The sequence below is a fragment of the Salirhabdus sp. Marseille-P4669 genome (assembly GCF_900240405.1).
GTDB lineage: Bacteria > Bacillota > Bacilli > Bacillales > Alkalibacillaceae > OEQK01.
In genome coordinates this window covers 98331-119248 of sequence record NZ_OEQK01000008.1, presented here as the reverse complement: position 1 = coordinate 119248, position 20918 = coordinate 98331, and the positions used below count along the sequence as shown (strand labels likewise).

Here is a 20918-nt window from a genome sequence, read left to right as displayed (position 1 = left end):
AGTGCTTATGTACATTTGTACACCCATTCTTAGTCCATAGCTTGCATTATACCTTTTCTTACACTGTATGACTATGTCAAAATACTGAACTTTCATCTAGCTATAGTAGAACAGTTTTGGTCCTGTAGAGGAAGTGTATACATTTACCAATTTTTCACCATAATGTAGGAGATATGGTTATTTAATAGAATACATAGTAGATTTGAAAAAAATAATTAGGAGGTTACTATGGGTAGATTAATTCATTTCGAAATTCATGTGGTTGATATGGACCGGGCAAAGCAGTTTTATGGAGAGGTATTTGGGTGGACTTTTCAGGATTGGAGCGAATATGCAGGTATGCCCTATTTCGGTGCTGTAACAGGTGAGGACAAGGAGCTTGGAATTAATGGTGCTTTAATGCAACGACATGGCCCGGCACCAGAGCAAGGTCACCCCTTAAACGGCTTTGCATGTACGATAGGTGTCGAGGATTACGATTTTGCAGAAGCAAAAATTCTAAGAAATGGTGGCAAGGTGGCATTGCCAAAGTATGCTTTACCAGGAATGGCGTGGCAGGGTTATTATATCGATACAGAAGGTAATATCTTTGGCATTCATCAAGCGGATGAGCATGCGAAATAACGTGATTTAACCAAAAATTGGAAGGAAAGAACATACGTTAATAGTAGTAAGCGAATCCTATTATCGGTGTTTTCTTTCCTTTTTTCTTTTATACGAATAGTTCTTCATGGGCTTGCCTGGGCGTTAATTCGTTGATTTTGGAAACTAAGTTTTCGAAATATGGTTTGACAATAAAGTCTTTTGCTCCAGATTTAATCGCTTCGATCACATATTGCTGTGTTCCCATTGCAGAACACATAATGACTTGAGCATGTGGATCAAAACTGCGAATAGCCTTTAATGCTGTTAGTCCGTTCACATGCTCCATTGTAATATCCATTAAAACAACATCTGGTTTATGGGACACATATTTGCTAACAGCATCTTCTCCATTACTTGCCTCTGCAACAACCTTGCAAGTATTATCCTGTTCAATCAAATTTTTAATATAGCCACGCATAAAAGTAGAATCATCAGCTAATAATATTCTTTTCATTTGTGATAGCTCCTTTTTCGTCTAATGGGCGTCGTCGAAACCGATTTATGTAATATCTGAATTATACATAGCCATTATTCATTACGTATATAGGACTCCTATTCCTATTCTTAAAATAGGAATACCTTCTCGTATGTTTTTCATTCGTTCTATAGTATCCTTTTTTTAGTTTAGAAGCAGACTATTGAAAATAAAGGGAATAAAGGTGAAAGAATGAAGAAAGTGAAACTCCTGTTGTTGGTCATTTTTCTTAGTTTCATTATGTTCGTATATTTTGGGATTACGGATAAGAATTGGATACAGGTTAGCTTAAGCATTATCCTCATCCTGATATTGGGATATGTGCACATGCTTTTACAAAAAGAGCAAGGACAATGGAAAGTAAGGCAGGATCAATGGCAACAAGATAAAAGTAAATTAGAAAAAGACCTAGCAAATATGAAGAATCGGTTTGAAGAATATGATTACCTATTTAATATATTCGATGGTACTACTCTATACATTCATGATGTAGTTAGTGAGAAAATCAAATTCTCTAAAGGGATTGAAAACTTATTGGGACGAACTCAAAAGGAGATTAATGCTCATTCAAAGCTATGGAAGGCGAGTGTTCATCGAGACGATTTAGGACTCGTTGAAGAGGCAGAGCTACAACTATTACAAGGTTTTCCGATTCATAAGGAGTTTCGTTTGTTACATTCGGAACAAGGTGTGAAACGAATTCTTCATGTAGCGAAGCCGATAAAGAATGAAGAGGGACAAGTTACCACAATCATCGGTAACTTTATGGATAATACGAAACAAAAGAAATTAGAAGCAGAGCTCAAACAAATGGCCTTTTTTGACGATTTAACAGAGGTACCGAATCGAAAAATGCTTGATCGACATATTCAAAAGGCAATTGCGCGTTCAAGACGACATCAATATAATTTAACATTGATGTTTATCGACTTGGATGATTTCAAAATTGTCAATGATACGCTTGGTCACGAAGCGGGAGATCAGTTATTAGTGGAAGTAGTGGAACGATTAACCGAATGTACGAGAGAAGAGGATCTCATTTCGAGATTAGGCGGAGATGAGTTCATCATCGTATTTGAAGAGACGAGTAAGGAAGAAATCGAAGACATTGCAAATCGAATTATTAAAAGCGTGTCATTGCCGTATGATATTGATGGAAACGAAGCAAACATTTCATTAAGCATCGGAATAAGTATGTTCCCTGATGATGGTGAGGATAAGGATACGTTGATTCAAAATGCGGATAAAGCGATGTATTTCGCGAAGAACAACGGGAAGAATAGATATGAAATCTATACGAAAGATTTGGAAGAGATGGAAGTTGATGAAGGTGGCATTTTCAAAAAATGGATGACGAAATTATTTGGATAAGGTGATTGATTCAATATCAGCGTTTGAATAGGATATATCCACGATTGTTCGTGGAATTTAAGGGGAGTAGGTAACATGCCAGAAAAGAAAGTAAAGAAGCTTATCGAAGAACAATATTTTTATCATGTATTTCAGCCCATTTATAAATTGGATAGTAAAGAGTTATTTGGTTATGAGGCTCTATTTCGTACCGAATTATTCGATAATCCTGAATTGGCTTTCCGAGCAGCTAAACAGACGGATATGCTGTTTTCTTTAGAGTTTAATTCCCTTCAGAAGGCGATTGTAACCTTTGCGAAGGCAAGTCCTAAACACAAGGAAGGAAAACTGTTCCTAAATGTATTTCCATCAACGCTGGCAGATGAGTCCTTTTCTAACTTCTTAAGTAAACTACTCCTAGATAATAAAATAGATAAGAACCAAATCGTACTCGAAATTAATGAAGCTGAAGTTATTCATGATACGATCTCGTTAAAATCAAGCATATTAGAGTTAAAGCAGCAAGGATACGCTATTGCGATAGATGATGTAGGAAAGGGTGCCGCATCTTTAGTAGCCATCATTGAATTAGATCCGGACATTATTAAAATGGATTGTTACTTTTCCAAGGATCTATCTTTATCAGAGCCAAAACAAGAAATGATCAAATCGGTGCTAACCTATTGTAACAATACTGAGATTGCCCTCATTTTAGAGGGAATAGAAGAATCTCAAGATTATGAGCTTGCGAAACAATTAGAAGTTCCGAATGCACAGGGCTACTATTTAGGCAAACCAAGTGCATTATCCGAAATTGATTTTACTTTATAAAATAGATAGGAAGTAAGATTCTTTTCCCTGGAAATAATTTGGAAAAGAATCTTTTTATCTTTATTCTCCATCAACATACTTCACAGCTTTCATATGGGTCCTTGCCAAATCAATAACCTCATGAATAAAATCTGCTTGCGACTCCTTAAAGCCTGTTTGAATCCAATTGGAAATAAGCCCATAAAAGCCATATGCTGTGTACCTTGTAAAATAATCCATGTTTACAGGAATGTTGTTAATGGTTTCAAAGAGAAATTTTTCTTGATAAATTTTTAAGATCCGTTGCGGAAATTTTGTGTCTTGGAAAAGCTGAAGAAATGGCAAAAGCAGTTTTATTCTTAGCGAGTGATGATTCTACATTTATGACAGGAAACAGTCTGATTGTAGATGGTGGGTTTACAGCACAATAAAAGTCAATTACTAAAATTTAAAAACAAAGGGGCGTTTACATATGTTATTTAAAGACAAGGTCGTTTTAATTACAGGTGCAGCTGGTGGTATCGGGATTGCTGCTGCAAAGGCATTTGCAAGTGAAGGTGCAAAATTAGCATTAGTAGATTTAAAAAGAGAACCACTAGAAAAAGCAGCGGAACAAGTAGAGGCAGCAGATAAATTGTTGCTTACAGCGAATGTTGCGAAGGAAGAGGAAGTAAAGGCATATGTGCAACAAACGAAGGATCACTATGGTCGTATCGATGTTTTCATCAACAATGCTGGAATTAACGGCGAATTTAAAAACATCACAGAACAAACAGCAGAAAATTACCAAAACGTATTTGGTGTAAACGTAATGGGTGTCTTCTTTGGAATGAAATATGTGTTTGAAGTCATGAAAGAACAGAAGAGTGGGGCAGTTGTGAATACTGCATCCAACGGTGGATTACTTGGAGCACCTGGTATGAGTGCATATGTTGCATCGAAACATGCTGTAATTGGACTAAATAAAACAGCTGCACTAGAAATGGCAGAATACGGAGTACGAGTAAATGCAGTTGCGCCTTCCGGTGTAAACACGGAAATGATGAGAAGAATTGAGACAAATGCAGCAGGAGATAAAGCGGAAGAAGCACGTAAAGCATTCGAAGCTTCCGTGCCAATGAATCGTTACGCAACAGCAGATGAAATTGCTGATCTTATGGTATTCTTGTCATCTGACAAAGCATCCTTTATTAGTGGCTCTTACTACAGAATTGACGGTGGACAAGGCGCTACTTCCGTTTAATAATGTAAAAAATCAGTTCCTACCAACGGTTATGTGGTGGGAGCTGATTTTTTTTTATTGGTTCTTTTCATCAGTTACGAAATCAACACTTTTACAAGTTCATGCTTCGAATCGAAAAATCAACGCATTCCTGTTATACTAAACCTATCAAAACATGGAGGGATTACATGCGACTAAAGGATAAAAAAGTAATTGCACTCGTGGAGCATGACTTTGAGGATTTAGAGCTTTGGTACCCAGTTTTACGTTTGCAAGAAGAAGGTGCCCAGGTAGATCTCGTTGGGAAAGAAGCGCATAAAAAGTATATTGGAAAATACGGTGTCCCTGCTGAGTCCGCGTATGCGTTTACGGACATTAATGCTGCAGATTATGATGCCATTCTCGTTCCAGGAGGATGGGCCCCGGATAAATTAAGACGTTATCCAGAAGTATTGGAAATGGTTCGCGAGATGGATGCGAAGAAAAAGCCAATCGGTCAAATTTGTCACGCAGGCTGGGTCCTTATTTCCGCAAATATTCTAGAAGGTAAAAAGGTAACAAGTACACCAGGTATTAAGGACGACATGACAAATGCAGGTGCTACCTGGATTGATGAGCCAGTAGTTGTAGACGGACATATCGTATCCAGTCGAAGACCACCAGATTTGCCTCCTTATGTGAAGGCATTTGCAGATAAGCTAGCAGAATACTAAAGGTCAAGAAGTAACAGATATAGGAATCTGTTGCTTCTTTTTTTGTTTCAACACATCCAGATCCCCTATAAACGCATATGTAAACTTCTCCATTCTTCTACATCTCAAGTCTGAGAATCTTTCATCCCACTGCAGGAAGAATTTGCCGAGGAAAGATTATATGATTGATTACGAGAAAACTCTTGGTTAGGCAACATGTTAAAAAAGAAAGAGTAATACGATTCGTCGCATTTGCTTTAACCCTAGGAAAAAGGGGGGAGATATGATGAAATTTAGAGATTTTCATCCAAATATTAAATTAAGAATTATTTTTGGTTTTTTTAGTGAAATTATTGGAAGTATGATTTTTCCGTTTATGGCGATTTATTTTGCGGTTCACTTTGGAGCAAAATTAACTGGTATTCTATTAATTATTAATATAATTATTGGTGCACTTGTAGGGTTTTATGGTGGCTATTTATCGGATTTAATGGGGCGAAAGAAATTAATGGTAATAGCGGAAGTGCTCCGTTCGGTATCCTTAATTGTCATGACGTTCGCAAACTCTCCTTGGTTTGAATCCCCTACATTAACCTTTTTGATGTTTTTAGTAGGAAGTATTTGTTGGGGAATTGAAGGTCCAGCAACGGACGCCATGTTAATTGATGTGAGCAAACCAGAACAACGTAAGATTATGTATAGCATAATGTATTGGTCAGGGAATCTTTCTATTGCGATCGGTGGTGCAGTTGGGGCATTCTTGTTTGAGGATTACTTATTTGAATTGTTTATTGGAATGACGGTGATGTCTATTATTGTGGCATTTGTCTTGATTTTCTTCATTCAGGAAAGCTATGTTCCGAAGCAAACGTCAAATGAAAATAAGAGCTCCAAAAGGCTGCAGGTTTTTCGGGATATTTTTCAAAGCTATAAAACTGTAGCAACCGATAAGGTTTTCATTCTGTTTGTAATTGCAGGGCTTTTTATTCAATCGTTGGAATTTCAATTAACAAATTACATTGCTGTCCGGCTGCATGATGATATGCCAACCCAAAGCGTATTTGGCTGGTCCATAGATGGTTTGCAAATGACGGGAATTTTACGGACGGAAAATACAGTACTCGTCGTAATCTTTGCAGCATTTGTGATGAAATTCATCCAGAAATATAAAGATAAGCATGTCTATTTATCATCTATTGTATTGTTCGCTATTGGCTATACGGCAATCAGTTACTTTAACAACATCTGGGTTCTCCTAGTTGCCATGGTCATTGCTACCATAGGAGAATTGATGAGAGTTCCAGTCCAACAAAGCTATATGGCAGCTATTCCACCAGATGATAAACGAAGCAGCTATATGGCGGTTAATGCATTTACCTACCAAGGCTCTATGATTCTAGCTTCTCTATCTGTAACGTTAGGGGCGTTTTTATCGAAGGAGTTGATGAGTATGTTTTTACTCATCACTGGATTAGCGGGTTATTTAATTATTAATACGATTATTCCAAGCTTGGAGCAACGAGTTAGATCTCAAGAAGCTGCAAACAAAGATTCGAAAAAAGAAGCGGACTTTTTGCTGAAGGAGCAAGTGGAGTAAGATTGGGAAACCATATAAACATACTAAGATTAGTGGGTAAGGTCATCGACGGATGATTTTACCCACTATTTTTCTGCTAATTTAGTTCATTATTAGCCTTTTGATTTCAACTAGTTATGTCCCATCCTCTGGTTTCGTTATTAGTAATACACTACATAACCCAATTCTTAAACTCTTCTTTTTCTTTTTCTTTTTCTTTTATAATGCCTAAATAAACCAATAACCCCAACCAAGTATGGATTACATCTGGTAATTCTGCAATGCGTGGATCGGTATAGTATGGTGTTTTTGTAAAAGGAGAAATGCTTTGATTGATTTTTTCACAAATACGAACAATCACATCAGCTAAATCAACCCATCCATCGAATTCTTGAAGCAGTTGAAACCCTGTGGCAGCCTCTATCTGCTCAAAGATCCATCCATTCAGAAAATAGAGCGAAGAATAATCGAACGTATAGGTTTGCATTACGTTATCCAATTTTTCTACATCCATCAGGAAAGGGTTTCGATAAGTTCCAACGCTATTGTGTAATGTGTCAACTATATTATCATTGTCCGTTACGTATATCGTGGACTGACATCTTTCGCATGTGATTGCACCAACCTGACCATATCTTGAGCCAAGATGTTTATAAAATCCTGGAACTTGCTTATTACAGGCGGAGCAAAAAATAGGAGTAACCTTTGAATCAATGCGAACAGCAACCTCTTTCCGATCGTCTATTTTATTATGGTATCCAATTCGATTATATCCCTCAATCTTAATGATTCCGTTACATAAATCGATTCCTTCGTATTTGCTAATTCCCATTTTGAATGATTCCTTTCGAATGATATCATTACCTTCTTGTTCGAATAATGGTTTCGATAGCACAATCGTTTTTTCCTTTTTTATGGCAAGGAATTTGGAAATTAAAAGATTAGGCTGTACATATAGGGGAGGTTACGCTAACTTTTCTTCTTCCAAATCCTGCCCTTGTCAAATCCACTGAAAACACTTACAATATAAATATACAAAATATAGTATATTGTTTTCTGTAAAAAGAACAGGGAGGATATTTGATGAAACTACAAGATGTCATACAAGACAAGACACGTCTTTTTCTTGATTACGATGTCCCAGACGTTTATCGAACCGACTATTCGTATAAAGAGGTTGCAGCAGTTCGCGCCGTTGCACTACCAAATACAGAGCAGGAAGTCATCGATTTAGTGAAATATGCAAACGAAGAAGGATTATCGATTATTGCACGTGGTGGAGGGACAGGAGTTGCAGGCTCACAAGTACCAATACACGGTGGAGAATTAATAATTGATGTCCAAAGAATGAACAAAATTTTAGAGCTAGATGAGGAAACGATGACACTTACAGTTGAACCGGGCGTGCCCTTACACGAGATTCAAAGCTTTGTAGAAAGCAAAGGGTACTTTTATCCTCCAGATCCAGGCTCCAAGCATTCCACAATTGGTGGAAATATCGCAACGAATGCAGGTGGAATGCGCGCGGTCAAATACGGAACAACGAGAGATTATGTGCGTGCATTAGACGTTGTACTACCCGATGGAGAAAAGGTAACATTAGGCAGTTTAAATATTAAAAGTAGCTCTGGATATGATTTGAAAAATCTTTTCATAGGTTCAGAGGGAACGCTAGGTATTACAACAAAGGTTAAATTAAAAGTACTACCACTACCAAAATATAAACAATCTGTTTTATTAGCATTTGATTCCTTAAGGAGTGCTACGAGCGGGGTGCTAATGATTCTACAAGCGGGTGTGGAGCCTACAGCGCTCGAATTGTTTGAGAGAAGTACCATTGAATATAGTGAAAAGTTTACAAGCCTGAAGCTGCAAAGCCAAAAGGGAGAAGCCTATGTGTTAATGACCATCGATAGTAATGAAGCGGATACCATCTCACGTAAAGTCCAGACCGTTCAACAGATTTTAGCCAATCACGTGGTGGAAATTGTTCCACTAGCCTCTCCTGAAGAGGAAGAAAAAGCTTGGAAGCTGAGAGATGCTATATTAGTAGCTTTAATGCAATTTACCGAATATGAAATGTTAGATGAAGTGGTGCCCATTAATAGATTTGCCGAAATGATTGATTATACAAAAACATTGCAAGAGAAGCATGGATTACACGTGATCAATTTTGGGCATGCGGGGGATGGTAATGTCCACACCGTCATTTTAAAAGAACAATTAGATGAAGCAACCTGGCAAGCAAAACGCAAGGCATTTTTAGATGACTTGTATAAAAAAGTTGCAGAGCTAGGAGGGCTGCCCTCAGCAGAGCATGGGATTGGTGTTATGAAGAAGCCGTATTTAGAAAAAATGAGCAATCCAGTTGAATTAGAGTTAATGAGAAAGATAAAACATGCCATTGATCCAAATAACCGATTTAACCCAGGTAAGCTATTGTAATGAAAGTTCTTTAAAAGTTGTTACGATTCATTGATTTAGGGAATGTAAACGCTTATACTTATAATATACAAAAAATAGTATATTGATTAGAGGTAATAACATTATGTGGGAAAAGTTATATTCAAAAAACGGGTTAACAGCAAAGCACATCGCAAAAGAAATGCTGGATTTAGAAGTTGGCAATAAGATTCCTCGTGTATCCGATTATAGCACGAAACTATCGATTGGTAGAGGAACGGTGCAAATAGCGCTTGGGTTGCTGGAGGAGCTGAAGGCGATTCACCTTGAAGCAAGGGGACATCTTGGAACCTTTTTAGTCGACAAGGATATTGAGCTACTGCAAGAAATTGCTGGTATTTCACCACTGATCGGTTCGATGCCATTACCATATTCCAGAAAATATGAAGGTCTGGCAACTGGAATTGTAGAGGCATTTGAATTAGCAGGTAAAAAAATAAATCTTTCGTTTATGCGCGGTGGATTAAATAGAATGGAAACGATCCGGACGAAGAGAAGTGATGTTGCCATTGTTTCGAAAATGACTGCAGAAAATAGCTTATCCAAATATCCCAATTTAAAAATAATGAAAAAATTAGGTGTGGGAAGCTATGTATCGGCCCACAAAATCTTTTTAGCAGAATCGAAGGAAGCCTCCATTTATAATGGGATGAAGGTTGGAGTGGATATGAGTTCTCCGGACCAGAAGGAACTTACCTTTAGTGAATTTGAGGGGATGGATGTTCAATTTGTTCAACTAAACTACATGCAAATCTTTGATATGCTCGATTCCAAAAAAATCGATGCAGCCGTTTGGAGTTTGGATGATAAGCGTATTACCAAAACATTTGAATCGGTGGACTTTCAATCTGCGAAAGCGAAAAAAATTTCCGAGGATACATCCGAAGCGGTTCTTGTCATTGATCGTGAACGAGAAGAGGAAATTATGGAAAAATGGGGTTCTGTAGACATTAAGGACATTTTAGAGATCCAACAGCAGGTGGAGACAGGTAAGAAAATACCTAAGTATTAAGCGTTTCTCTAAAAAATACATCAAGGGGAAGAGAGGGAGAAACATGCTAAAGCCAGGGATAACATATATGCACGAGCATACAACAATCGACTTATCCGAAGTGAAAAATAATGAGGATTGCCAGCTAGATGTGTTCTCTGAAACCGTGAGGGAATACAAAAAACTGTATGAAAAAGGTGTTCGAAACATTGTAGATGTAACGAATTTTGGTATGGGTAGAAACATTCCCTTTGTTCAGAAGGTTGCGGAAGAGAGTGGCATAAACATTATTCATGCGACTGGCTTTTATCAAGAAACGTTTTATCCTATTCAAGTGTTTCGTGAATCTAGGGAAGAATTAGCCGAAAGAATGATTAACGACATTACAGTAGGTATTAAAGGAACCGATGTAAAAGCAGAAATCATTGGGGAAATAGGCACGAGCCATAACAAATGGACAGAAACGGAACGCAAGGTTTTTGAAGCGGTTGTGATTGCCCATAAGGAAACGAATAAGCCGATCACAACCCATACGACATTAGGAACATTAGGACATGAACAGGTAGCATTCTTTAAGGAAAATGGTGTTGATTTAAGTCGGGTAATTATTGGGCACGTGGATTTAGCAGGGGATGCGGACTACATCATCCACATGTTAAAAGAGGGTGCATACGTGGAATTTGATACGATTGGCAAGGAAAATTATATGCCAGACCAAGTTCGAGCAGACATTTTGAAAAAAATCCAAGAGCTTGGGCTTATTGACCAAGTGTTGGTATCCATGGATATCACGAGAAAATCTCATTTAGAATATCAAGGTGGTCTAGGATACGCCTATTTGCTAGATACGTTTATTCCACTGCTAGAGCGTTCTGGAATTACAGATGAATCCATTGATAAGGTATTAGTAAAGAACCCAATCACATTTATGAAAGGGTAAGGTGAAGCGTCATGGAAACAACGCCACTAAAGAGTATTTCACTAGAAGAAGCACAACAAAGACAATTTTCCTTAATAGATGTTGTAACAAGGCATTTTCGTGGAGAAGAGATTCTCTCTCTTGGTGATTTGGGTGTCGTGAAGGGATTGAATAAACCCCGATACACGAAAAAGGTAGAGGATGTATTCGCAGAGTTTTTTGGTGTGGAGCGAGCCAAATTCGTTCGAGGTGCTGGAACTGGAGCCTTGCGTTATGGTTTTATGAGCTTTTTAAAGCCAAATGATAAGCTATTGGTTCATCAAGCGCCCATTTATCCAACTAGCAAAACGACCTTAGAGACGATGGGCGTCGTTCCTGTTTATGCGGATTATCATCATCATGAAGAGATAAAAGAAGTGCTTAAGAGGAATCCCGATATAAAAGGTGCTCTCATCCAGCATACCCGTCAGCAAATAGGAGACCATTACGATCTAGCAGAAACAATCGGGGTAATAAAATCCATTAAACCAACTCTTCCTATTATTACAGACGATAATTATGCTGCGATGAAAGTGGAGCATATTGGAGCACAGGTTGGAGCTGATTTAGCAACCTTTTCCTTATTCAAGTTACTCGGACCTGAGGGGATAGGTATCATTCTAGGAAAAGGGGAGTTTATAGACAAAATCGAAAAATTTAACTACTCCGGTGGAAGTCAAGTACAAGGTCATGAGGCATTAGAGGCATTACGAGGACTTGTATATGCACCTGTAATGTTAGCACTCCAAGCCCAAGTGAACGATCAAGTCGTGGAGTTTTTGAATAATGGAGCGGTTCCTGGTGTGAAGAAGGCTTTTCTAGCAAATGCCCAATCGAAGGTCTTGCTTGTAGAGCTAGAGGAGCCAATTGCAGAGGAAGTGCTTCAACATGCAAATGAACTTGGGGCAGCGCCGAATCCAGTTGGAGCTGAATCAAAATATGAATTTGTACCAATGTTTTATAAAGTATCAGGTACGTTTTTAGCCGCGGACCCGACACTTGCGAAAACCATGATTCGAATAAATCCACTTCGGAGCGGACCAAATACGATTATTAGAATCCTCAAGGAATCCATCAACAGAGCAAATCACTAGTCGAACACAAGAGGAGGAACTTTTCGTGAGTAAACGAGTCATTATCCTAATATTAGATAGCTTAGGTGTTGGGTATATGGAGGATGCAAAGGATTATCATCCTCAAGACGTTGGTGCCAATACATTTCACCATATTATCGATGCAGTTCCGAATATAAAGATTCCTACCTTTGAAAAGCTAGGGATAAACAAAATCGTTAACCACCCAACATTAAAAAAGAATGAAAATCCATTAGCTAGTTACGGTTGTTTGAACTTGATGCATAACGGTGCAGATAGCTTTGAGGGTCATAACGAAATCATGGGCTCCAAGCCAAAGAAAACCTATTTGGCTCCATTTATCGAGAACATGAACGAGGTTAAAGTAGCTTTAGAAAAAGAGGGATATAAGGTAAATATACCAAATAGAGACTTACCTTATTTATTAGTAAATGATCTTGTTATAGTAGCGGATAACATTGAAACGGATTATGGTCAAATCTACAATGTGAGCGCACCACTGGACTATATATCCTTTGATGAAGTTCTAAAAATTGGTCAGTGCGTACGGAAAAATGTAAAAGTGAATCGTGTCATTGCACTTGGTGGGGAAAATGTATCGCCAGAGTATTTACGTCAATCAGTAGAGAGAAGAGAAGATGGATTGGTTGGGGTTAACTCACCAAAGTCCAATGTATATAAACGAGGATATCAGGTAAGACACCTTGGATTTGGAATTTCTCCTGAATATCAATTGCCTACCATTGCAATAAATGCAGGACTAGAAGTGTCCCTTATTGGAAAAATGCAGGATGTTATTTATTGTGATGGAGCAACCAAGTTACCAGGTGTCGATACAGAACAAGTGATGAAGGATATACTTTCTGAAATGGATCATGTAAAGCATGGTGTGATTGCAGCTACGGTACAAGAGACAGATTTAGCTGGTCACGCACAGGATCCAGAACGTTATGCGAATCGAATTGAAATGGTAGATAGCTATTTGCCGGAATTACTAGAAAAAATGACAGACGAGGACTTGCTTATTATGAGCGCCGACCATGGGAATGATCCGACCATCGGCCATAATCAGCATACGAGAGAAAAAACGTATCTACTCGCATATCAGAAAACAAAGAAAGCAACGCGGATTGGGGAAAGAAAGACATTATCGGACATTGCGGCAACGGGAGCAGATTATTTAGGAATCGGTAAGACCGAAAATGGAACCTCCTTTCTTCCGTTGCAAATCCAAAACTAGAAAGGAGAAAATCGCATGTTTTTAGAAGCAACGTTAAGACAAAACAGAAATTTAATTAAAACATCAATCGACTTGCATCAACAAGGGCATATTTCTCCGAATACGTACGTGCTAGATTTGGATACCGTGAAGAAAAATGCGGAAGCAATGGTTAAAGAAGCCAATAAACAGGATATGGAATTACTGTTTATGACAAAACAATTTGGCCGAAATGAGCTAGTGTCCAAAGCGATTATGGAGGCAGGGATTAAGAAAGCTGTAGCGGTTGATCCATGGGAGGCCTTAGCGTTACACAAGCACGGCATTTCAATTGGTCATGTTGGGCACTTAGTTCAAATTCCGAAGCGGATGATTGGAGATATCTTATCCGTAGAACCTGAATATGTAACGGTATTTAGTTATGAAAATGCTCGTAATATTAGTGATGCTGCAATGGAAAGAAACATGAAACAGAAGGTTTTCTTAAGAATTGCGGATACAGATAACTTTATGTATGACGGACAAAAAGGCGGATTTACATTATCACAACTTGTGCATGATCTAGATGCTCTACTTATGCTACCAGGAATAGAAGTTGCAGGCTTAACCAGTTTTCCATGTGTGTTAATTGAGGATAATGTAGCCAAACCAACACCTAATGTCACTTCGATGCGAAAGGCAAAGGAATTGCTAGAAGGGAAAGGTCGAACCAACTTAGTAATGAACATGCCTAGTGCCACATCAACAGCTACTATGAAACTTTTAAAAGAAAATGGGGCTACACAAGGAGAGCCAGGGCATGCATTAACTGGAACGACACCTTTGCACGCTTCCGGGGACTTAGCAGAAAAGCCTGCCATGGTATATGTATCAGAGGTTTCCCATCATTATGAGAATCATGCCTATGTATTTGGTGGAGGTTTTTACCCACGTTCCCGAATGAAGGGTGCGTTAGTAGGTACAAACATCGGAAATGTGAAGCAGGTTTCTGTAATCGAAAATGACCCATCTAATATTGATTATTATGGAGCATTAGCAACCGATCAAGTGGAGGTAGGGGATACCGTTGTGTATGCTTTTCGAACCCAAATCTTTGTAACAAATGCACAAATTGCAATTGTACAGGATGTAAATTCCAATCCCAAATTACTCGGAATCTATGACTCTATGGGGAACTTGATTCGTTAAGGTTTTATACAGGACAGGAGGATTACTATGGAGATTTTGAAGGTGGAAAATTATGACCAGATGAGTGAAAAGGCAGCAGATATCGTGATGGAGCACTTGCAAGGTCTTGATAAACCGGTACTTGGTCTAGCAACTGGCTCTACACCTGAAGGACTATATAGACAGCTTATAAAGCGCAATCGCGCAAAAGAGATTTCCTTTCAAAATGTAATAACCTTTAATTTAGATGAGTATATTGGTGTAAAGCCAGAAGACAAGCAAAGCTATCATTACTACATGAATCAGCACTTATTTCAGCATATTGATATGGACAAGAGGAATGTTCATATCCCAAATGGAACCACGCGGAATGAGGAGGAAGAATGCAAATTATATGAAAGGCAGCTTATGCATGTAGGTCCGATTGATATTCAAATTTTGGGTATCGGTGTGAATGGTCATATTGGTTTTAATGAACCAGGGACATCTTTCCAAAGCAAAACACATGTTGTAGAGCTTGCTGAATCTACACGATTGGCTAACTCTCGATATTTTAATTCATTGGATGAAGTACCAACTAAGGCGATTACAATGGGCATCGACACCATTATGAACAGTAAAACCATTCTTTTACTTGTATCCGGAGAAAAGAAAGCAGCAGCTGTGAAGAAACTAATCGACGGTGAGATTACGGAAGCGTTCCCGGCATCGATATTACAACAACACCCGAAAGTTTATGTTATTGCAGATGAAGCAGCGTTAAGAGAAGTACCGAATCGAAATGTAGTACATGTGTAACACTTGAAAAAATGGAAAATAAATTGTGTTGAACATCCATTATGAAAGCGTTATAATTACAATATACAATATATTGTACAAAGAGATTCGATGCGAAATCGGAGATGAGTACATGTTGACTGTATCGAATAAAATCAAGCTCGCACAGAGGGAGCTAGGAAAATCGGTAATACGTATTAACCCCTACCTGGAAGATGAGGTCAAAGCAAAGCATAAAGACTTGAAGTATTTTGGGGTGAAAGACACAGATCAAATACCAAAATCAATCATTGCAAAACTGAAGAAAAATCCCAGCTATGCATGGCTTACCATTGATAAAGGCTCAGACAAAGGTAGAGCAATTGATACGGATTTGATGAATCCGATTACCTACCGAGCGATGACAGGATCATCGAGTGGAGGACCAATCAATATCGTAAAAGGTATCAATGATTTTGCTATTGGTACAGATGGCGGTGGCTCCGTTCTCGCTCCAGCGATGAGCTGTCAATTACCATCCATCATTGGTGCGGGATTCGGATTAAAGGGGAAAACGAAAAAGATTTCTACCGATAAACTAGAGTTTCAAGCAAGTGTTGGGGTTATTGCAAAACGTGTTTCAGTATTAAAAGAAGTAATGGAGTGCTTGACAGAGAAAAGATTAGAACCAATAGAATGGAAACCGTTACGAATCGCAATACCGAAGAAAAATTCGATAAGGTGTCCAGACAATAGCGATATGTATGAGCGAGTAAGAAAACATTTATCTGCAATTGAGATCGATGCTTATAGGCTTGAGGAAGTCGATATGAGCGGAATCGAGGATCGGAAAAAAGGATTGGAGTTAATAGATAAATGCTTCCATAACGACCAAGTCGACATGATAGTAACATATGAAGGTCCTGTTGATGTTTATGGATATGGTGAAACCATTCCACAGCAGCTTGGTGAAGTCGGGAAAAGTATTACTCGCAGCCACGGTAAATATTTAATACGGGCAGCCAACATGAGCAACACAACCGCGATTACGATTCCAACAGGGGAACTAGCTAGCGGAATGGTTCTCATCGCAAAGAGCGGGATAGACAATGGTTGCTATGCTTTGGAACTAGCTCGAAAATTAGAGGAAACTATTAAGCTACCAGAGATATGGAAGCGCTATTTTATAGAAGCAAAAGCGAAGTATTCAGGGTTGGATTTTGAATCATTCCTAGATTAAGCAAACGAGGTGGTCATGATTATGGATTTAGCAGCGTATAAGGTACGACTAGGAATCTTACTGGAGCAACAGGTTATTTCAAATGAGGCACACGATGTTGCCCTACAAGCCTTTCAGCAATTAACGGAAATTGTCAAGAAAACAGATATAGAGCAAGCAGAAATGCTATTCACCCATTTGCCAATGGCCTTGAGTCGGATTGATAGTGGAGAAGAGGTAGAACAGCCAGCAGCAGAAATCATGCGTGAAATCGAGGAATCCAGTCATTTTACAAAGGTAAAAGAACAAGTTCAATTGATTGAGGAAAAATGGAGTAGTCCTCTACCTCAAGGAGAAAAAGAGTATCTTTATATGCATTATACAAATGTACTAAATACAAATTTATAGGGAGGAATATCGATGAAAATTGTAATTGGTGGCCAAGTAGAGAAAAAGGAAATTGAAAAATTAATCAAGGAAATAGACCCTTCTATTGAAACCGTTGTTAAATCCGATTTAGATGCAGCAATGGCAATGAAAACAAATCAGGCAGATTACTACTTTGGTGCCTGTCATACAGGAGGCGGTGGTGCTTTAGCGATGGCGATTGCGCTTATTGGTAGAGACAATTGTGAAACCGTTTCAATGCCAGGAAAGAAACCGAAGGAAGAGAATGTCGTAGAAGCAGTGAAGAGTGGCAAAAAAGCATTTGGATTTACGGGAGATCATATTGAAACTGCAGTACCTATGATTTTAAATGCAATTAAATCAAATTCATAAGATGGAGGGGGAAGGACGATGGAAACATTATTTGTCGTATTAATTGGGGCGGTCGCTGCTATTTTAGCCAATCGCAATATCGCAGTCTTTAATGATGGGTTACGCCCAATTGTATCAGAGCATATTGAAGGAAGACTGAAGCGAAGAGAGCTTGGTTTAACAGCGTTTGCAATGAGTTTTGGTTTAGTAATAGGTTTCGGAATACCATTTACATTATCGGCTAGTATTATTTTAATTCATAGTATTTTATTAGGAACAGATATCATTGGTTTAATTACTCCAAAAAATAAATGGGGCACTCCAGTAGCAGCGGCAATTGGTGGACTTTATGGATGGGGACTACTTGCTGGATTAGAAGGATTCGTGAAATTATTTGATCATTTACCAGTTAACTTCCTTGAGCCACTAGGTGAGGTTGGAACACCAGTTGTGGTAACATTTATGGCTTTCCCAGCGCTTGCCATTGCAATGCAATTCGGTATTAAGAAAGGTATTTTAACCTTTGCACTAGCAGCCCTTGTAAGACAGCTTGCTGTATGGGTAAACGAACAAGGTTTTCTTCAAATTGGAGACAATGTTGTTTCCATTAACCAAGAAGGTATGGCGTTAATCGTTGGGATGGTTTTCTTATTCGCATTTGCGATGAGGGAAAAAGCAGAAGAAGGTGCTTCGGTCGATTTAGCATCTGTATTTAGTGAAAAAGTAAAATCCATTAAGAAAAACGTTGTCTTCTTCATGATTATTGGTGCATTAATTGCTGGTGCAACCAATCTACTCTTAATGGCTGGTGACCCTATTTCCTTAAACTTACTTGCAGAAGGAAAACAAACCGATGCAGGAATTGCTGCAGCAGCAAGAGCAATTGGGTTCATTCCACTAGTAGCAAGTACTGCTATTGCAACTGGTGTTTACAGTCCAGTTGGATTTACCCTAATCTTCGTTGTTGGATTATTCTCACCAAATGTATGGGTAGCAGTAATCATAGGGGCAGTTGTAATTTTTCTAGAAGTAATGCTATTAAGCTTTATTGCTAGATTCCTAGATAAATATCCTGGAGTACGTAACTCTGGTGAAAATATTCGTAGTGCTATGACGAAGCTATTAGAGGTTGCATTATTAATCGGTGGTGCTAACGCTGCAAACATGATCGCACCAGGATTCGGATTTTTCTTTATCGCCGGATTTTATCTACTAAACGAAGCGGCTGGACGTCCAATCGTTCGTATGGCAGTAGGTCCTGTAGGGGCAATTGCTGTAGGTATCATTGCTAATATTCTAGTTGGATTAGGGATCATGGCAATACCGGGTTAAGCTAATGTATAGGTGACAAAATAACTGTAACGAACTGCTAGGACAGATACGTCTGTTTTAGCAGTTTTTTTATATTTATGTTACATTCCTATTTTATGTTAGAAAAAATATCTTTAGGGTATTTAAATAATAATCTGGGAAAAAGGGATTCTTAGCACTTTTTTGTGGGAAACATCTCCTCCCGTGTAAAAAAATACAGTTTATGTTAAAATGAAAAAGTCTGTTTTTTGTTCGACAATTTTTGACGACTTATCTCCATATGAAAACCTATAACGATCATTCTCTGTTTATTCCTTTCTGAAAAGGAATTCTACGAATCTGCCATTTTTCTACAAACAGTACATTTTTATATTTCCAATACATTTTGTGCGGTTATAAAAAGGGTTTAAACTATATTCCTTATTATCGGGTTTTTCAAGCAGCTTCAAAGCTTTACCAATTGCAGCAAATGGAGGTTTTCAACAAGAAATATGGTGAGAGACCGTTTAGTCACTGTTTACTCCCATATTTAGAAAGGATTAATTTGTTATGGAAAGAATATCAAAGGTTTTTTGGATTTCACTTGCGATTGTTCTCGTCGCAGTTGTATTTGGTGTAGCAACTCCAGATGCATTTGAAAGGGTAACAGGTAATATTCAATCACTGATTACCACTTCATTTGGATGGTACTACCTTATTTTAGTAACGGTTATTGTTGTCTTTTGTGTTTTTCTTATTTTCAGTCCTGTAGGCGCTATTAAATTAGGGAAACCTGATGATAAACCAGAGTATTCGAAAGGTACTTGGTTTGCTATGTTATTCAGTGCTGGTATGGGGATTGGACTTGTGTTTTGGGGAGCAGCAGAACCACTTTCCCATTATATCGATCCACCACTCGCTGAAGGTGGCTCGAATGCAGCGAATAAGGAAGCAATGCGATATGTGTTCTTCCACTGGGGAATTCATGCTTGGGCCATTTATGCGGTTGTAGCCTTAGCTTTAGCTTACTTTAAGTTTCGTAAAGGTGCTCCCGGTCTAATTTCTGCTACATTAAAGCCGGTACTAGGAAAAAGAATGGATGGCGCATTAGGAACGGTAGTGGACGTCCTAGCTGTTTTTGCCACCATTGTTGGGGTAGCCACAACGTTAGGGTTTGGTGCAACACAAATTAATGGAGGATTATCGACATTATTTGGCATACCAAATAACTTTTTTGTGCAGTTTCTCATTATTTTAGTCGTTACGGTATTATTTATGATCTCAGCATGGTCTGGACTAAGCAAAGGAATTAAGTATTTAAGTAATACAAACATGTTTTTAGCTATAGGTTTATTTGTATTAATGTTTATCGTAGGACCAACAATCTTAACACTCAACATGTTTACTGATACGATTGGTGGCTATATTCAAAACTTAGTACAAATGAGTTTCCGTATTGCGCCATTAAACGAGGAGCACCGTACTTGGATTAATGATTGGACCATTTTCTATTGGGCATGGTGGATTTCATGGTCCCCATTCGTTGGAATCTTTATTGCACGTGTTTCCAAGGGGAGAACGATTCGCGAATTTTTAGTCGGTGTTTTATTACTGCCTTCCCTTGTTAGCTTTATATGGTTTGCAGTGTTTGGTACGGCTGCAATCGACGTGCAAAATGCAGGGAATATAGACTTAACGAAATTTGCTACCGAGGAAGTGTTATTTGGAGTCTTTAGTGAATTACCTTGGTCGACCATTCTTTCTATCGTTGCCATAACACTTGTTTGTACCTTCTTCATCACATCAGCAGACTCAGCAACATTTGTCTTGGGGATGCAAACAACATACGGTTCTTTAACGCCACCGAATTCCGTAAAATTAACTTGGGGAATAGCACAATCCTCTGTTGCCTTAATTTTATTGTATAGCGGTGGATTACAAGCGCTCCAAAATGCCTTAATAGGAGCGGCATTCCCGTTCTCCTTAATCATTGTGCTGATGATGCTTTCTCTCTATCGTTCGTTAACGAAGGAGAAAAGAGAATTAGGATTGTATCTAAAGCCAAAGCCGAAATCCAAGCAAAAGTAAATTCTAGTAGGACAGGGTAGATTCCTGTCCTATTTCTTTTTGTATCGATTGCTCGGTAAAATGTCTCCATTTATTCGCAATGATTTTTATTTTACATTAAAATGATAAGGAATAGGAATCTAAGTCATTGAAAAACACACGGAG

At 38.4% G+C, this 20918-nt stretch carries 21 protein-coding genes and 1 pseudogene; 19 read left to right on the top strand and 3 right to left on the bottom strand.

Annotation, left to right across the window (positions count from 1 at the left end; all coding sequences use genetic code 11):
• Nucleotides 1–228: 228 nt before the first annotated feature.
• The gene (locus C1A05_RS15175; RefSeq protein WP_102029094.1) at nt 229–624 is read left to right on the top strand and encodes a VOC family protein; all 396 of its coding nucleotides are present in this window, start codon (nt 229–231) and stop codon (nt 622–624) included.
• Between the two features lie 88 nt (nt 625–712).
• On the opposite strand, the gene C1A05_RS15170 is transcribed toward C1A05_RS15175, so the two are convergent.
• Complete coding sequence (locus C1A05_RS15170) at nt 713–1099, bottom strand: response regulator (protein ID WP_102029093.1); 387 nt, start codon at nt 1097–1099, stop codon at nt 713–715.
• A gap of 348 nt (nt 1100–1447) precedes the next feature.
• On the opposite strand from C1A05_RS15170, the gene C1A05_RS15165 reads away from it, so the two are divergent.
• A complete protein-coding gene (locus C1A05_RS15165; protein ID WP_159462094.1) occupies nt 1448–2491 on the top strand; it encodes a sensor domain-containing diguanylate cyclase in 1044 nt (347 codons plus the stop codon).
• 75 nt (nt 2492–2566) lie between these two features.
• On the top strand, nt 2567–3301 hold the full coding sequence (locus C1A05_RS15160; RefSeq protein WP_102029091.1) for an EAL domain-containing protein: 735 nt from the start codon (nt 2567–2569) through the stop codon (nt 3299–3301).
• A 60-nt stretch (nt 3302–3361) separates the two neighbouring features.
• Here C1A05_RS15160 and C1A05_RS15155 read toward each other — a convergent pair whose 3' ends face one another.
• A complete protein-coding gene (locus C1A05_RS15155) occupies nt 3362–3625 on the bottom strand; it encodes a TetR-like C-terminal domain-containing protein (protein ID WP_234998588.1) in 264 nt (87 codons plus the stop codon).
• Here C1A05_RS15155 and C1A05_RS15150 point away from each other — a divergent pair.
• From C1A05_RS15150 to C1A05_RS15135, 4 genes and pseudogenes are all read left to right on the top strand, one after another.
• A pseudogene (locus C1A05_RS15150) lies at nt 3601–3711 on the top strand (SDR family oxidoreductase); the annotation flags it as partial. The gene C1A05_RS15155 and the pseudogene C1A05_RS15150 sit on opposite strands and share 25 nt — an antisense overlap.
• Before the next feature lie 41 nt (nt 3712–3752).
• Nucleotides 3753–4523, top strand: a complete 771-nt coding sequence (locus tag C1A05_RS15145) for an SDR family NAD(P)-dependent oxidoreductase (protein WP_102029089.1) — start codon at nt 3753–3755, stop codon at nt 4521–4523.
• Nucleotides 4524–4690: 167 nt separating this feature from the next.
• Complete coding sequence (locus tag C1A05_RS15140) at nt 4691–5215, top strand: type 1 glutamine amidotransferase domain-containing protein (RefSeq protein WP_102029088.1); 525 nt, start codon at nt 4691–4693, stop codon at nt 5213–5215.
• Nucleotides 5216–5477: 262 nt separating this feature from the next.
• A complete protein-coding gene (locus C1A05_RS15135) occupies nt 5478–6791 on the top strand; it encodes an MDR family MFS transporter (RefSeq protein WP_234998587.1) in 1314 nt (437 codons plus the stop codon).
• Between the two features lie 151 nt (nt 6792–6942).
• On the opposite strand, the gene C1A05_RS15130 is transcribed toward C1A05_RS15135, so the two are convergent.
• A complete protein-coding gene (locus C1A05_RS15130) occupies nt 6943–7665 on the bottom strand; it encodes a hypothetical protein (protein WP_102029086.1) in 723 nt (240 codons plus the stop codon).
• Nucleotides 7666–7853: 188 nt separating this feature from the next.
• On the opposite strand from C1A05_RS15130, the gene C1A05_RS15125 reads away from it, so the two are divergent.
• The 12 genes from C1A05_RS15125 to C1A05_RS15070 all read left to right on the top strand — a co-directional run bounded on the left by C1A05_RS15125 (nt 7854) and on the right by C1A05_RS15070 (nt 20774).
• Nucleotides 7854–9215: an FAD-binding oxidoreductase gene (locus C1A05_RS15125; RefSeq protein ID WP_102029085.1), complete on the top strand. Its 1362-nt coding sequence runs from the start codon at nt 7854–7856 to the stop codon at nt 9213–9215.
• 103 nt (nt 9216–9318) lie between these two features.
• Complete coding sequence (yhfZ, locus tag C1A05_RS15120) at nt 9319–10245, top strand: GntR family transcriptional regulator YhfZ (protein WP_102029084.1); 927 nt, start codon at nt 9319–9321, stop codon at nt 10243–10245.
• A 43-nt stretch (nt 10246–10288) separates the two neighbouring features.
• A complete protein-coding gene (locus tag C1A05_RS15115; RefSeq protein WP_102029083.1) occupies nt 10289–11164 on the top strand; it encodes a phosphotriesterase family protein in 876 nt (291 codons plus the stop codon).
• Nucleotides 11165–11175: 11 nt separating this feature from the next.
• The gene (locus C1A05_RS15110; protein WP_102029082.1) at nt 11176–12276 is read left to right on the top strand and encodes an aminotransferase class V-fold PLP-dependent enzyme; all 1101 of its coding nucleotides are present in this window, start codon (nt 11176–11178) and stop codon (nt 12274–12276) included.
• Nucleotides 12277–12301: 25 nt separating this feature from the next.
• On the top strand, nt 12302–13516 hold the full coding sequence (locus C1A05_RS15105; protein WP_102029081.1) for a phosphopentomutase: 1215 nt from the start codon (nt 12302–12304) through the stop codon (nt 13514–13516).
• A 15-nt stretch (nt 13517–13531) separates the two neighbouring features.
• The gene (locus tag C1A05_RS15100) at nt 13532–14683 is read left to right on the top strand and encodes a YhfX family PLP-dependent enzyme (protein ID WP_102029080.1); all 1152 of its coding nucleotides are present in this window, start codon (nt 13532–13534) and stop codon (nt 14681–14683) included.
• Nucleotides 14684–14710: 27 nt separating this feature from the next.
• The gene (gene nagB, locus C1A05_RS15095) at nt 14711–15460 is read left to right on the top strand and encodes a glucosamine-6-phosphate deaminase (RefSeq protein WP_102029079.1); all 750 of its coding nucleotides are present in this window, start codon (nt 14711–14713) and stop codon (nt 15458–15460) included.
• Nucleotides 15461–15572: 112 nt separating this feature from the next.
• Entirely contained in the window at nt 15573–16658 is a 1086-nt protein-coding gene (locus C1A05_RS15090; RefSeq protein WP_102029078.1) for an amidase family protein, read from the top strand.
• A gap of 21 nt (nt 16659–16679) precedes the next feature.
• Entirely contained in the window at nt 16680–17045 is a 366-nt protein-coding gene (locus tag C1A05_RS15085; RefSeq protein ID WP_159462093.1) for a PRD domain-containing protein, read from the top strand.
• A 12-nt stretch (nt 17046–17057) separates the two neighbouring features.
• Complete coding sequence (locus C1A05_RS15080) at nt 17058–17417, top strand: DUF2620 domain-containing protein (protein WP_102029076.1); 360 nt, start codon at nt 17058–17060, stop codon at nt 17415–17417.
• An 18-nt stretch (nt 17418–17435) separates the two neighbouring features.
• Nucleotides 17436–18728 carry a YhfT family protein gene (locus tag C1A05_RS15075; RefSeq protein ID WP_102029075.1) on the top strand — a complete coding sequence of 431 codons (1293 nt, stop codon included), beginning with the start codon at nt 17436–17438 and terminating at the stop codon, nt 18726–18728.
• 528 nt (nt 18729–19256) lie between these two features.
• Nucleotides 19257–20774: a glycine betaine uptake BCCT transporter gene (locus C1A05_RS15070; RefSeq protein ID WP_102029074.1), complete on the top strand. Its 1518-nt coding sequence runs from the start codon at nt 19257–19259 to the stop codon at nt 20772–20774.
• Nucleotides 20775–20918 lie beyond the last annotated feature (144 nt).

Excerpts from the sequence above, each read along its gene's own strand:
- C1A05_RS15175 (WP_102029094.1), top strand. The coding sequence starts at position 229 with ATGGGTAGATTAATTCATTTCGAAATTCATGTGGTTGATATGGACCGG.
- C1A05_RS15170 (WP_102029093.1), bottom strand. The coding sequence starts at position 1,099 with ATGAAAAGAATATTATTAGCTGATGATTCTACTTTTATGCGTGGCTAT.
- C1A05_RS15165 (WP_159462094.1), top strand. The coding sequence starts at position 1,448 with ATGCTTTTACAAAAAGAGCAAGGACAATGGAAAGTAAGGCAGGATCAA.
- C1A05_RS15160 (WP_102029091.1), top strand. The coding sequence starts at position 2,567 with ATGCCAGAAAAGAAAGTAAAGAAGCTTATCGAAGAACAATATTTTTAT.
- C1A05_RS15145 (WP_102029089.1), top strand. The coding sequence starts at position 3,753 with ATGTTATTTAAAGACAAGGTCGTTTTAATTACAGGTGCAGCTGGTGGT.
- C1A05_RS15140 (WP_102029088.1), top strand. The coding sequence starts at position 4,691 with ATGCGACTAAAGGATAAAAAAGTAATTGCACTCGTGGAGCATGACTTT.
- C1A05_RS15135 (WP_234998587.1), top strand. The coding sequence starts at position 5,478 with ATGATGAAATTTAGAGATTTTCATCCAAATATTAAATTAAGAATTATT.
- C1A05_RS15125 (WP_102029085.1), top strand. The coding sequence starts at position 7,854 with ATGAAACTACAAGATGTCATACAAGACAAGACACGTCTTTTTCTTGAT.
- yhfZ (WP_102029084.1), top strand. The coding sequence starts at position 9,319 with ATGTGGGAAAAGTTATATTCAAAAAACGGGTTAACAGCAAAGCACATC.
- C1A05_RS15115 (WP_102029083.1), top strand. The coding sequence starts at position 10,289 with ATGCTAAAGCCAGGGATAACATATATGCACGAGCATACAACAATCGAC.
- C1A05_RS15110 (WP_102029082.1), top strand. The coding sequence starts at position 11,176 with ATGGAAACAACGCCACTAAAGAGTATTTCACTAGAAGAAGCACAACAA.
- C1A05_RS15100 (WP_102029080.1), top strand. The coding sequence starts at position 13,532 with ATGTTTTTAGAAGCAACGTTAAGACAAAACAGAAATTTAATTAAAACA.
- nagB (WP_102029079.1), top strand. The coding sequence starts at position 14,711 with ATGGAGATTTTGAAGGTGGAAAATTATGACCAGATGAGTGAAAAGGCA.
- C1A05_RS15090 (WP_102029078.1), top strand. The coding sequence starts at position 15,573 with ATGTTGACTGTATCGAATAAAATCAAGCTCGCACAGAGGGAGCTAGGA.
- C1A05_RS15085 (WP_159462093.1), top strand. The coding sequence starts at position 16,680 with ATGGATTTAGCAGCGTATAAGGTACGACTAGGAATCTTACTGGAGCAA.
- C1A05_RS15080 (WP_102029076.1), top strand. The coding sequence starts at position 17,058 with ATGAAAATTGTAATTGGTGGCCAAGTAGAGAAAAAGGAAATTGAAAAA.
- C1A05_RS15075 (WP_102029075.1), top strand. The coding sequence starts at position 17,436 with ATGGAAACATTATTTGTCGTATTAATTGGGGCGGTCGCTGCTATTTTA.
- C1A05_RS15070 (WP_102029074.1), top strand. The coding sequence starts at position 19,257 with ATGGAAAGAATATCAAAGGTTTTTTGGATTTCACTTGCGATTGTTCTC.